The organism is Aeromonas sp. QDB11 (assembly GCF_027705265.1).
Classification (GTDB): Bacteria; Pseudomonadota; Gammaproteobacteria; order Enterobacterales; family Aeromonadaceae; genus Aeromonas; species Aeromonas allosaccharophila.
Genome location: NZ_JAPDBM010000092.1, coordinates 1 through 12,219, shown reverse-complemented (window position 1 = coordinate 12,219; position 12,219 = coordinate 1). Strand labels below are relative to the sequence as shown.

Below are 12,219 nucleotides of genomic sequence, written 5' to 3'. Positions count from 1 at the left end.
AACCAGACCCCAGGCAAATCTCACCTCACCGCCCTCGACATCCTCCTCGAGCTGCGCTGCTGGCTTGAAGACAACGTCGAGATGCAGGCAGATCCCGCCATCGTGGCCCCCTGCCTAACGGCTACCAGCTCACCCTGCCTAACGGCTACCAGCTCACCCTGGCTGACTGCATCGAGGTCATTGATGTGCTGCTAAATCAGCTGCGCGATTAGCCAATCCGGATCATCAGGTCCAACGCCATCACCCACAAGGCCACCTCACTGCAGGTGGCCTTTTGCATTTCAAGGAACTATGCCCATGTCTGCCTTCATGATCGATCGCAAGGACTACCTTACCTTTGCCGTACAGTTACACCGCTTTTGCAATGCCCCCATGCCACCGCACTACACCCTTGAGTTGCTGCGCACCCTCTGGTGGAACTCATCAATGGAGGTCACCAGTACCTGGACGTGGCGGGTAGACCGGTTAGTGCGACTGATGATGCTCGCCAACCGGCGTGCAGTCTGGCATCGCTATCAGTTAGGACGCCAGCAAGAGCAGAAGGAACCACGCCAGCACTGCTCGACCAAGCTGGGACAGATTAAACCTGCCCACCGTTACCACCAGGCACCACTCACCGATAGCGAGCTGGTGGCGCTGTACAAATTCACCTGCTGCGCCCTGTACCAATCGAGTGAATGGAGTGGGAGCCCTGAACAGGCTCCCCGGCTAGTGAAGATAATCCAGCAGTTGCAGCAAGCGCTGGCGCAAGACGTGCTGACCCGGTTGTCACTGTGGGAGCAAGCCCCTTGGGGAGAGATGTGATGAATCTTTCCATCATTCTGACAGTTACAAGCTCACAACCGAGCTCAACTGCCCATATAGCCCAACGTATCGCCAATGACATGGCACACCTGCATCACAGTCTAGGGGATGGGATCAGCGATGAACTGGGTATCAGCATCAGTTACTAGGTTGAACAGTTTGCGCTGCTGGCAGCGGCTTACCGTTCACCTGCAGAAAGAGAGAAACACCCATGATCGAATTCAACGACAGTTTTAGCCAAGCCGCAGTTGCGGAGGCCATGTGTGCTCACTCAGGGCTTGCCAAGCTCATCAGTCAGCAGTTGATGCTGCCGGGCTTTGCCTATGCCCACGATGTAGAGGGGCGGCGTATTGGTGGCCCTCTGGTGGCCCCCAACCCGGTGCTGCACAAAACCTCGCTCTTTGTCAGTCCACGGGATATGCGTGAGCACCTGCCACGAGAGATTAACTTCGCCCGCTTTCGCTGCGCCTGTAATGCAGCGGGTCAGCCGGTTGGTGAGTGGCAACGGGTAATTGTCGGGGCCTACGTCAACCACGGTAGTAATGACAAGCCGGATTGGAGTAGTCACACCTGAGCCACAGCCACCATCACAAACAAGACTCCATACAGCCCCTCACGCCGAGGGGCTGTTTGCATTTGAAGGAACCCCAACCATGCATGACCTCCGTGATTACAACACCCTGTCCGCTCGGCAGATAACCACTGCCATCGGCCAGCTCAACCACAACACCGCGCCGAAGATAATGACCCACCTAGCATTGCGGACCAAGCAGCCGCACCCGCTCGGAAATGGCCGTAGCAGAGCCAAGGCCCTCAAACTCCTGCGCCGGGCCAAGAAAGCCCACAAGGCGGGCTGCATCCCGTTTGAGCTCACTGTGACCGGCTGCCGCATCGACCGGGGTAGCCATCAGGCAGACCGTTACTACTACGATCGGACACTACTGGCGCAGGGCTGGCAGCAGTATGACACCGAGGAGGATGCCTGGTACTTCGGGATATGGATTCACACCGAGAAGCTGGAGACCTTTACCTATGCCGAGGGGGATACCCTCCATGTGATTGCACCGAATGTTGAGGCGTTTCGTGCCGAACTGGCGCGGCTCTATCAGTACCACCCGCAAGCCCCGGCCTTTATCAGTATCGACCCAGAGGCTGGCATTGTGATCCATTATTTTGAAGCCAAACCGGAGGTGTGAAATGGCGAAAAACATCACCATCAAGGTACCGGGCAAGCACCCGCAAACCGGCGAGCTCACCACCTTCGAGCTCAAGGGCCAGCGCATGGATATCGACATCGGTGGGCAGGCAGTGCCTTTTCTTATTCACGGGAGGGGCATTGGCACCTCTCTCACACACATCCCGAGTGGCTACCGCATCGCACTGCTCGGCGGCTGGCTCACTGCTCGCTACGCAATACCCGAGAATAAACCCAGCAGAACTGCCTGCGCCCAGATGGCCATTGACCGGCTGGTAGCCCAATACGGCTCGCTGCACCTGCTGGACCGGCTCAATTGTAAGCCGATTATCAACGAGATTGCTGACTGCAGTCGTTGACGCCCCACTGTCCCGCTCATCCACAAACAGCATAAAGGGCCAGCCCTCACAGGCTGGCCCTTTGCATCATTGGAGTCACCGAACATGACCCGTCTTATCACCGGGCTCGAGGTGCATCGATATGCCCCCGAGCTCAACAAGCTGCACCTGCGCAACCGCCAGACGTTACCAGCGCCCGGCATCACCACCATCAGGGAAGCCAAAGCTCGCCTGTTTGGCCGCTGGCAGCCAGGACATCAGGTGACCATCACCGTGAGTCACCCTGACTACGTCAATCTCTCCCGACTCTACCGGGGGCGACTGGCCAGTCTGACAGAACTCCCTGAGCACCTAACCAGACTGCGCCAGCGTCACAACGTGCCCGGCACCATCATCGACATTCAAATGAGGTATCGCTAATCATGACCACAACCCACCCCACATGCTCTGCTACACAGCAACCTGAGGCCCCAGCTCTCACACCGCTCCCCAGCATCAGCTGGGGCCTTCCGCGTGGTATCTCTCCACGCTTTGGCGCTCGTCTGATACAGAGCCGCTACCGGCTCGATTTTCTATCCGATCGGGCCAGTCTGATCGGTGAGTGGAGTGAGGCGCAGATAGCCAATCTCGACCAGGCTTTCCCGGAGATCATCAAGGCTCTGGAAGCCAAGCTGCTGACCGGCGAACTGGATGCCCAGCGTCAGCACTGCATCACTATCCAGCACGGCGGCTTTACCTGCGAAGCCGATACCCTTGGCAGCTACGGCTATGTCTATATCGCGATTTACCCCGCGATAAGCGCGGACATCACACACTGCGCAAAGGTGTGATCGCATATCCACTGGTGTCCACACTAACACCGTGGTTATGATTCACTACTGACTCACCCAACTATAAGAGAACCTCTGATCACCTATTACCACATGCCTCTGACTAACTACGCCCAGAACACTCCAACAGCCTGAACACCACCAACTAACCCAGCGTTTTCCCCTTCACTCAATACATCTCTAACCCTGCCGCATCCCTCGCGGTGGGGCGATGGCGTATGGAGCACAATCATGTTGCATCACAAATTGATCGCTGGGGAGATCCCCGGCACCTACCTCGTCACTGAGCTGATTAACGAAGAGGACCTGTTGACTATCGCCAACCAGATTGCCCGTCAGAAACAGGCCAAAGGAGAAGCTATTGCCGACAAACACTTGGCTCAGCAGGCACTACAAACCCTGTTGCAGAGCAGAGAGCATGAAGTATTTGCCATGTTGTTTTGGACAACCAACACCGGGTGCTTGCGTTTGAAGAGCTGTTCCACAGTACACTCAGCAGTGCCTCGGTTTATCCAAGGGAAGTCGTCAAACGCGCGCTGGCACTCAATGCAGCGGCGTTGATGCTGATGCATAACCACCCCTCCGGCCACCCGGAACCCAGTAGAGCTGATATCGAGATCACCCACCGATTGCAGAGCGCTTTGGAGCTGGTCGATATCCGGCTTCTGGATCATCTGGTGGTTGCCACAGAAGGAATAGTGTCGCTTGCGGAGAGAGGATGCTTGGGTTAATCACTCTCGCTGTGGTTCCATTACCATTTTTGCTAAACTGTACCGCTTAATTTCTACCAGAACGTCCGACGATGAAACTGTTAAACACCTACGATGACAAAGATGAAGCCGAAGAAGCGCTGACCAAGATCCTTGGTGAAAAACGCCTGGCCAGTGAAAGAGATAGCACTGTGGTCATTTACAACCTGTTTGGCCAACCTACCTGGGGCAACTTCCATCGTCTTGGCATGTTCAATTTGCCGGAGCTACAGACGATGTTGGAGCAGCGCAAAGCTGGGCATGTTATTGATCAAGCCCGGCACAGCGAAATTTTGAGTATGCTACGCTATGCAGCGAAGTCTTTTGATATCACGCTTCCCGCTCATTGGCTATAAATTAACGCCGGAATATCCGGCGTTAATTTATAGCCCACTTTAAATAGATGTTGCTATTAATCGTTTCACTTATATAAAAATAATCGCATCATTAGCCTGATGATGGACATCTAGGCGAAAATTTGATGTTAAGCGATTCTCATTGAAGTTAATATAAAAAGGAAACCAAGCCGGGTCATTACTAATAGCAGAAAGACTTTTACTTGAGTTTCCTTCTGCTCTCACAGACACTTCCGCCAACCAAGACTTTACATCATCATGAGCGATTGAAATGGGCTTTCGTAACTGATATACACCTTGCTTGGGATTAGACAATAACTCCAAATTGATCAATGTCCTAACAACAAATTGAATACAACGCTTAATAGTTGATGTATCGCCATAGACTTCGGTTATACGCTGCTCCAGCTGCTTGTAGATAAATAAGCCTTCATGCTTAGCCATTTTTCCAATTTGTGCCGTAACATTATAAAAAAATGGATACTTAGCCAGCATCATTCCCCAATGAATCGCAATATTTACCTCACTGTATTCAATAAGCAGTCTACAAGCATCGGCATGAAATGCTTTGGGTACGGAATTTGATTCTGAATCCCAAATTCCAAAGAGCAGGTTTCTAGTCTTATCTTGGGCAACTTTGCTATCAAAGCTGGGCGCAAGTAATACATCAATTTTATTTTTTAATGCTTGGCCGTGAACCCCATTTGCTGACCAAGATGCGGTTTGAACTAGCCAGTCCATCTCTAAATGCCGATTAAATCCAATAGCTGGTTTCATAACTCAATATTCCTTTTTAAAAATTACAATTGAGTTTCCTTGTTGCAGACATTCAAATGCCGACATATCAAGATTGGATAGGTTAATATCAAGATGGAAGGGAAAGAGAGCCTGATCATTCAAGGCATCATCAAGAGCAATACTCTCTTTGCTTGATGAAATGAGCAAAGCATCAAGCAGCCAATTTGCTAGATGACTATTTATGCTGACTCGTTGACTAACAATGGAGTAAGAGGCCGGACTCATATTTCGCTTTAATATGCCTAATTCCATTATGGTTCTTAATACGGCACTTAATGCTCTGCTGGTGGCTTCGGTTTCACCATAAAGCATACTCATACGCCGAAACGCTTGGGCATAAGTAAAAGTATTATTCAGCCTTGATTGTCGGCCGATAAAGCGAGCGACTTCGGCAAAGAACGGCTTTCTCGCAATTAACATGCCCCAATGAATAGGTAAGGAAAATGATTCAGCCTCTTTATGTAATACAATACCTTTATCAAAAAAATTCTTTGTGTAATGGTCTACTGGCTGACTCCACACCGAGGTGAGCAAATTCCGTGCTTTACGGCGGTTTTCTTTGGAAACAATATACGCGCTTAAAAAGTTATCAAGATTATCATTAAGTTGTGCATATTCAGCCCCGTTTGCTACCCAACGAAGAGATTGTTCAAGCCACTCTTTTTCAACATGGCGACAGAAACCGGGAGTTTTAACCATAACTTATTGTTTTCTATTAACTATTATTAATGGAACGATAACCTCGTGGAGACTGATCCCCCCGTGCCCCACAACGACATCACCTTTGCCTTTAAAAGCACAATCAGCATTGGCGAGTAGCGGGTAGGTCGCTTTGGGAAGCCCTAGTTCAGGACCAGGCCATGCTATCACAGATCCATGGCAGGCTTGAGCAGTACTATCACGTAATGCAGGATCGTGGTAGATCCGTACTCGTTCGCCTCTGGTATCAGCTTTCACTCCCTCATTGATATATCCGATTCCCGTCGCTTCCTGGCTGCCATGATCTGAAGTAATGACAATTTCAAAGCCTTTGTCTAATAATTCTGCAATTTTTTCTTTGAAATTCCAGTCGGTTAGCCAGCCATCTACGACCATATTCAAAGCAGACATTCCATTTTTTATACCGTGCATTTGCTCATCAATAAAATTTATGACGAACCCGGCTACTTTAACGCTTGGTGGAGTTATCAACTCTTGCCATGCGTCATTTGATAACGACTCAATTTTTTTGGCATAATTTATTTCTCGTTTGGCGAAACCTTTACCCTGCCAATAATCCAGCCATAGCTGCTCCTCTTTGCTGGTAGTCAGTAAAGACTCTGCAAAGGCAAAAGGTTTCTTGCCAGAGAATAAGGCCTGTCGTGATATTGATGTAATCGTTGGAACCCAAGAGAAACAGGCATGTTCTTCCAAAGATATATTGGCACACAACTGCAAGTGATTACGCAATAATGGCCACTGTCGAGCTCCCATGCCATCTAAAACCAATAAACATATTTTTTTGCCACTATCCACGCGCCGTGATAGCCAATCAGGGACTTTATGCAACATTGCAGGATAGCGAACCGTGGGAGTAGTTTGTAACTTTATAAAATTTAAACGTAGCCATTCCTGAAATAGAAAATCTGCAGTGGTGTTTAATTTCTTTATTTCTTCGAAAAGAGCAGCAACAGGAGGTTGTTTTTTGTTTTCATAAAACAATGCATTCATAATCCCAAGCGAGTGGGATTGCTCAAACCAAAATTCAGTATTAATACTTTCTAACTCACATTTTTCAAAGTAAGCCTTGGCATTTTTCAATAAAAGGCTTATCCGTTCGCGCTCGGTTATCTCAGGCTCTTTAGCTATACCAAACCAGGCCCAATGTCCTGCGGGCAGACCGTCCGCTTTCACCGGTTTGATAATGCCCTCGGCAAACAAGTTGTCAATAAAAACACGAATGTCACTATCTGCAAATGGTACTACAAGTTTCTCGCTTGGCCACGCCGTACTTGCAATAGCATTAGGTAACTCACTATACAGATACATTTCCCATTGTTGCTGCAAGAAATCAAAAAATGCACTCTTGTTTGGAATTAATGCATTAAAGTCCCAGCATTTAAATTTCGGTGAAAGACTGAGCAGGCGAATGAGGCGCTCTTCAATCTGCGTTGGCATCTCAATACCAACGTAGTGTTTTCTGATTAACAGCCTAACAAGGTCTGTATTAGTTTGGATCGTCTCAGGAGCTATGCGATAAATATGGCGAAGTAAGAAGTCGAGGCTGGACTGCAGATTCAGTTTGCCAGGCGTATATAATTTCAGTGCATCCATTGCCGACTGGAGTAACGACGCAGGGAGCAATCTGATGGCCGATAAATCAATGTCTTGAAAAAACTCAGATAAGTGAAAGTTAATTTCACTTGATTCGACCTGAATGTCACAAGGGATAAATAGATCTCCCTCTTGACCCAAACGGATTAAGAGGGAGTTTTTTTTAGTCCGTTTTCTCCATGCTTCATATGTTAGTCGAAGTGCGAGAGGATCCTTGTCATCAAATAAAATTGCATCTTTTTTTTGCAAGGCAGAGGATATTTTAGGCTCAAAGAGCAGTCCATCAGGATCGTTAACGATGTAAACAAACGAACCATCCAAGTTTACTTTTTGAATAACATCATCCTGCCAAGTCATATTCATCCTTTAATTTCAAAAACGGCGTGCAGCATCATGTCCGGAATCGCGTTGCGCTTTTTATCCAGCTCCTGACGCCACAGTGCATATTCACTATTAAGTTGACGCAAACGGTATTGACGAACCTCTGGTAATCCAACGCGCTCTATCGCGCGTTTTCGTGCGTTAAACGAGTATTCGCCTTTCTCATAATGGTTATCTAAATCGGCCTGAGTGGCTGCCAACATGCTCTCGAACATCGCTTTGCCTTCCTGTTGCGCTGCCTGATGTAGCAGGGCATAGACTGACTGATGTTCAGCCGGTGCGGCGGCCAACTCATGAGGCAATATGTCGAACTCTTTACTACAGACCGCATCCCAGACTCGCTGTGACGCAGTAGCATAATACTGACCATTCGGTTTGATATAGACAGGCATGTATTGGCAGCGACGCTCTTGGCCAGCCACCAGGCGGATACTCCACAATGCCCAGTAACCATTGGCTCCTGCCGGTAACGACTTTACCCTGACACAGGGGATCTGTTGTGCTTCACTCCAGACCGGCAATTGGCTACATAGCCCTCTGATCTTGGGGTTTTCCAATGTGAGATGGGTAAGCTCGGGTCGTTGCTGGGCCTCTTTACCCATAAAGGTGACGCCACTCCATGCTGCGCCATCAGGCCAGATTAGAGTATGTCCACCTTCCTGATCCTCAATGAAATCCGTAGATTGCTGCATGCTGCGTTGCCAACGCAAGTAATTGGCAACCATGCTCTGTATCCAATAAGGCAGCGGGTGGTTCAGGGCTTGGCGATAGTCGTCAGCAGATAAGGGATCATCACTGCCAAACAGCGCATCCTGCTGCCGCTTATCGACTGCGCCGTCTCTTAATGTAGCCAAGGCTTTGGCTAGCTCCAGATCCATTAACGCAGGATCCGTGATAGAGGCGATAAACAGTTCATCAAACAGATGATTGGCTGCGGAGGAGTCCAATACATCGCTGGTCTTATCAACACCAAACTCATCCAGGATGATCTGCAACTTGGTCTCGAGAACTTCACGAACCCTGTGCTCGACAGTATCTTCAAGCACGAAATTCAGGGCTCGAACGATGTGCTGTTGGCCGATACGGTCGACGCGGCCAATACGCTGTTCCATGCGCATCGGGTTCCAGGGCATATCGTAGTTCACAATGACATGGCAGAACTGCAGGTTCAAACCTTCACCACCGGCATCGGTGGAGATCAGAATGCGGATGTCACTGGCAAAGGCGGCTTGCACTTTTTTGCGCTCTGCCAGATCCATGGAGCCGTTGAGGCAGACCACACTGATCCCCCGTTCAATAAAGAACTGGGCTAGCATCTCTTGGGTTGGTACAAACTCGGTAAACACCAACATCTTTAGATGTGGGTTACCCTCTTCTTGCTGGAGTCGGTATAACCAATCGAGCAGCGCTTCGGCTTTGGCATCATTTTCGGCATTGACGCACTGCTCCGCTAACGCCAGTAGGCGGCGAACCTCACTCTTCTCATTCTCCAGCGAGGCTTGGCATTGAGCTAATAACTCATCCAACTGGGCTTGACCATCCAGATCGGCCCACTCATCGGCAAAGGCCAGGGGCAACTCCTCTTCAACCCGCTTGTTTTCCAACACATTGAGTCGGCGAGCAAGTGTGCGGGCGATGGCCGCACTGCTGGAGCTTACCAAGCGCTGCATCAGGATCATTAAAAAGCCAATGGCATTTTGCTGTTTGGCTTGCGCCTGGTTGTAACCCTCCTTGATGTACTCGGTGACCTCTTCGTAGAGATGGCGCTGCAAGGCATGCTGATCTTGCCACGCCACGGCAACCAGCTCGGTTTGTCGGGGGTTAAACAGCGGTTTTCCTTCGCCATCAATGGCGATCCGCTTTTCAGTGCGGACCACAAAGGGTTGCACCCGCTCTTGGGTCACAGAGCCCACATCAGGGAAGGCCTCGGCATCCAGCAGTGCCATCAGGCGATGGAAGGCATCGCTTTTGCCTTGGTGGGGGGTGGCGGAAAGCAGCAACAGGTAGGGGGCGGCTTCGGCCAGACCCTGGCCCAGCTTGTAGCGGGCGACCTGATCGGTACTGCCGCCGAGTCGATGGGCCTCATCAATGACGATCAGATCCCACCCGGCGGCCAACAGATCATCAAACCGCAGCTTGTTGTACTCATTGAGCTGTTTGAGTGACCAGCCTTTGCGACTTTCGATGGGCTTGATACTGTCAACCGGACAGACCACCTGATCATGGCGTGACCAGATATTCTCCTGCTCGTGTTGCGGTTTTTGCTCACCGGGCAGCAGCAGCTGAAAGGTCTCATTAAAGTGAGTCTGCATTTCGCTGACCCACTGACTAACCAGCCCTTTTGGCGCACAGACCAAAATGCGCTTGGCCAACCCACGCAATTTCAACTCGCGCATCACCAGCCCGGCTTCGATGGTTTTTCCCAGGCCTACTTCATCGGCAAACAGATAACGCACCTGTTTTTTACTCATCGCCTTGGTGAGCGCCTTGAGCTGGTGCGGTAGCGGGATAACATTTGATTCAATCGGAGCTAACAGTGTATCTTCTTGCTGAGCGTTGGCAATTTTGGCGGCTGTGGCCAAATAGCAGAATGTCTCAACCGTCACCACCGGTTGTGCGGGTCGCTGGCTGAGATTGGCAGCCAGGACCTTGAGTACCACGTCTTGTTGCTGCAACCAGACGCGATAAAACTGCTGGCCCCAAAGGCCAGCGGTTTCGATCACTTTGACATATTGTTGATGGGCCTGACTCCAGGCCCAGTCTCCTACCTGCCACATAGGTTATTACCACTCATCGTCGGTATCGACCTGGCTCAGGGTGACGGCCTGGTCGTAGTACATCAGCAGTACCGGATCTTCTTCCAACACATTGCTTGGCAATTTCTCGGCAACGGTAATCAATGCGGCAAACTCCTGCTGTTCCCAGAGGGTCTTAAAGCCCACCCGCACCGCTTCAATGCGGAACACTTTGAGCTTTTTCTTGGCGGCCTTGTACTCTTCAAACTCTTTAAGCAGCGATCTTTCACGCAGTTTTTCCAAGTCACCCGCTTTATTGGGATCAGGGACATACCAGCGGTCTTTTGCTTTGGCAACTAGGGCGGGATCATTTTTCGCCAGGTTCCTTAGATCTTTCCAATTGCTGGAAAGATAGCTATGGATCTGATCCGGGACTTCATCCTGGCCGTCATAGCAGAGGAAGTTTTGGCTTAGTAACTCGCGCAAATCCAGCATTATCTCATTTTTGCTCCAACCACTAAGTTGTTGCATAAATTGTGGATTAATGTCAGAGAAAGCCTGTGGCTTTACTTTGATAAGTTGACGGAGCCACTGTATGGCAGATGCTTCATCGGAAACGAACATAGCCAGCTGCTTGAATTCACCTGAAATCATCTTCTTTCGGTCGTATTCTGCTACTTGATTTGGTAAAAAATACATACCATCACGCTCAATGAAGCGCTGTGACAACCCGAGTTGGTATTCCTGGCTAGAGAGCGGCACTTGGTAGCCTTTTCGCACATAGTAAGCAACCATCTGGTCAAATAGGATGCGAGAATCACGTTCTGGGATGAAGAGCAGAGAGTTTCCCTGTTGCTTAGTAACTGGTAAATACTCTAAGTGTGTACGGACAAAATCCCACACACCCTCTTCGGTTTGAGCCTCTTTATGGAAGCGCTCTTCAAGGCTACCACTTGGTTTGTATGCTGAAATTACCAAATCTTGTTTAACCGAAGTTGTATTTGTTACAGCATTAAAGCTGCCTTGTTTTTTATCAAGAGCGGATACGTTAGCAACAATAAATCCAGCCTCAACCAAAGCAGTCTGGATGGTGTTCCAAACTGATGCTTTTGTGTTAGAGAATTCAACAGTCAACCATCTCCCTGGCTTCAGAATTCGATATGCCTCGGCAAAGCAACCTGCCATTAACTTTCGATATTCTGTCAGGTCTTTCTCCTGATGCTTGCTGACTACTGCCTCATTAGCTTGTTTCGTAAATACACCAAACCATGCTTCCCATGAAAAATTGAGTTCAGAGTAAGCTAGATTGTCTCCAAATGGAGGATCAATAAATAGGTAGTCAATAGTAGCCGTTTCAATTTGCTTAAGCTCAGTTGAGCTTTGCGAAGAAACAATTTGACGTTGGTTTTCTTTGTGTGAAAGAAATGGCAAGATTCTTCGTAGACATTTATTTTTAAACTGATCTAGAAAGTTTGTCTCTTTTGCTAAAGATGCTATGTACAAAGTTCCTAGGGTAACATTTGATGGAAATGAAACATTAAATCTAAAAGTATTCATCAACGAGTGGCGCATACATGTTGCAGTAAAGGCAAATCGAAGAGCGGCAAGTAAATCTGGGTTTTGTATCTGATTTATCCATTTCCATACCTGATTACCCATGATTAGCAGTCAGTTACCACGAACTATACTGATCTTACGTACAGTTATCGAGGTGCGAGAT

The 12,219-nt window shown here is 49.2% G+C and carries 12 protein-coding genes and 2 pseudogenes; 9 read left to right on the top strand and 5 right to left on the bottom strand.

Annotated features, from left to right (window positions below):
* The 9 genes and pseudogenes from OKC40_RS20700 to OKC40_RS20660 form a co-directional block, all read left to right on the top strand.
* Positions 1-195 (top strand): annotated as a pseudogene (locus tag OKC40_RS20700) (hypothetical protein); the annotation flags it as partial.
* Positions 196-297: 102 nt separating this feature from the next.
* The gene (locus OKC40_RS20695) at positions 298-804 is read left to right on the top strand and encodes a hypothetical protein (protein WP_113738898.1); all 507 of its coding nucleotides are present in this window, start codon (positions 298-300) and stop codon (positions 802-804) included.
* Positions 805-1,015: 211 nt separating this feature from the next.
* Positions 1,016-1,378 carry a hypothetical protein gene (locus tag OKC40_RS20690; protein WP_113738899.1) on the top strand — a complete coding sequence of 121 codons (363 nt, stop codon included), beginning with the start codon at positions 1,016-1,018 and terminating at the stop codon, positions 1,376-1,378.
* Positions 1,379-1,457: 79 nt separating this feature from the next.
* A complete protein-coding gene (locus OKC40_RS20685; RefSeq protein ID WP_180911151.1) occupies positions 1,458-2,000 on the top strand; it encodes a hypothetical protein in 543 nt (180 codons plus the stop codon).
* 1 nt (position 2,001) lies between these two features.
* On the top strand, positions 2,002-2,358 hold the full coding sequence (locus OKC40_RS20680; protein WP_113738901.1) for a hypothetical protein: 357 nt from the start codon (positions 2,002-2,004) through the stop codon (positions 2,356-2,358).
* A gap of 84 nt (positions 2,359-2,442) precedes the next feature.
* A complete protein-coding gene (locus tag OKC40_RS20675; protein ID WP_068982303.1) occupies positions 2,443-2,757 on the top strand; it encodes a hypothetical protein in 315 nt (104 codons plus the stop codon).
* A gap of 2 nt (positions 2,758-2,759) precedes the next feature.
* Complete coding sequence (locus tag OKC40_RS20670) at positions 2,760-3,167, top strand: type IV toxin-antitoxin system YeeU family antitoxin (RefSeq protein WP_234915646.1); 408 nt, start codon at positions 2,760-2,762, stop codon at positions 3,165-3,167.
* Between the two features lie 231 nt (positions 3,168-3,398).
* Positions 3,399-3,898, top strand: a pseudogene (gene radC, locus OKC40_RS20665) (RadC family protein).
* A 71-nt stretch (positions 3,899-3,969) separates the two neighbouring features.
* Entirely contained in the window at positions 3,970-4,272 is a 303-nt protein-coding gene (locus tag OKC40_RS20660) for a hypothetical protein (RefSeq protein WP_180911157.1), read from the top strand.
* A 69-nt stretch (positions 4,273-4,341) separates the two neighbouring features.
* Here the strand turns inward: OKC40_RS20660 and OKC40_RS20655 are convergent, their stop codons facing one another.
* From OKC40_RS20655 to OKC40_RS20635, 5 genes are read right to left on the bottom strand one after another with little or no spacing between them, the layout of a single operon-like run.
* The gene (locus OKC40_RS20655; protein WP_160882161.1) at positions 4,342-5,049 is read right to left on the bottom strand and encodes a hypothetical protein; all 708 of its coding nucleotides are present in this window, start codon (positions 5,047-5,049) and stop codon (positions 4,342-4,344) included.
* 3 nt (positions 5,050-5,052) lie between these two features.
* Positions 5,053-5,769 (bottom strand): hypothetical protein, encoded by a 717-nt coding sequence (locus tag OKC40_RS20650; protein ID WP_180911158.1) that lies wholly within the window; start codon positions 5,767-5,769, stop codon positions 5,053-5,055.
* Between the two features lie 3 nt (positions 5,770-5,772).
* Positions 5,773-7,740: a BREX-3 system phosphatase PglZ gene (pglZ, locus tag OKC40_RS20645; protein ID WP_180911159.1), complete on the bottom strand. Its 1,968-nt coding sequence runs from the start codon at positions 7,738-7,740 to the stop codon at positions 5,773-5,775.
* A 2-nt stretch (positions 7,741-7,742) separates the two neighbouring features.
* Positions 7,743-10,541, bottom strand: a complete 2,799-nt coding sequence (locus tag OKC40_RS20640; protein ID WP_052814533.1) for a DEAD/DEAH box helicase — start codon at positions 10,539-10,541, stop codon at positions 7,743-7,745.
* A 6-nt stretch (positions 10,542-10,547) separates the two neighbouring features.
* Positions 10,548-12,158, bottom strand: a complete 1,611-nt coding sequence (locus tag OKC40_RS20635; protein ID WP_270796809.1) for a hypothetical protein — start codon at positions 12,156-12,158, stop codon at positions 10,548-10,550.
* Positions 12,159-12,219 lie beyond the last annotated feature (61 nt).

Bases quoted from the DNA above. Each gene is read 5' to 3' on its own strand.
- OKC40_RS20640 (WP_052814533.1), bottom strand. From the start codon at position 10,541: ATGTGGCAGGTAGGAGACTGGGCCTGGAGTCAGGCCCATCAACAATAT.
- OKC40_RS20680 (WP_113738901.1), top strand. From the start codon at position 2,002: ATGGCGAAAAACATCACCATCAAGGTACCGGGCAAGCACCCGCAAACC.
- OKC40_RS20690 (WP_113738899.1), top strand. From the start codon at position 1,016: ATGATCGAATTCAACGACAGTTTTAGCCAAGCCGCAGTTGCGGAGGCC.
- OKC40_RS20650 (WP_180911158.1), bottom strand. From the start codon at position 5,769: ATGGTTAAAACTCCCGGTTTCTGTCGCCATGTTGAAAAAGAGTGGCTT.
- OKC40_RS20655 (WP_160882161.1), bottom strand. From the start codon at position 5,049: ATGAAACCAGCTATTGGATTTAATCGGCATTTAGAGATGGACTGGCTA.
- OKC40_RS20685 (WP_180911151.1), top strand. From the start codon at position 1,458: ATGCATGACCTCCGTGATTACAACACCCTGTCCGCTCGGCAGATAACC.
- OKC40_RS20670 (WP_234915646.1), top strand. From the start codon at position 2,760: ATGACCACAACCCACCCCACATGCTCTGCTACACAGCAACCTGAGGCC.
- OKC40_RS20675 (WP_068982303.1), top strand. From the start codon at position 2,443: ATGACCCGTCTTATCACCGGGCTCGAGGTGCATCGATATGCCCCCGAG.
- pglZ (WP_180911159.1), bottom strand. From the start codon at position 7,740: ATGACTTGGCAGGATGATGTTATTCAAAAAGTAAACTTGGATGGTTCG.
- OKC40_RS20660 (WP_180911157.1), top strand. From the start codon at position 3,970: ATGAAACTGTTAAACACCTACGATGACAAAGATGAAGCCGAAGAAGCG.
- OKC40_RS20635 (WP_270796809.1), bottom strand. From the start codon at position 12,158: ATGGGTAATCAGGTATGGAAATGGATAAATCAGATACAAAACCCAGAT.
- OKC40_RS20695 (WP_113738898.1), top strand. From the start codon at position 298: ATGTCTGCCTTCATGATCGATCGCAAGGACTACCTTACCTTTGCCGTA.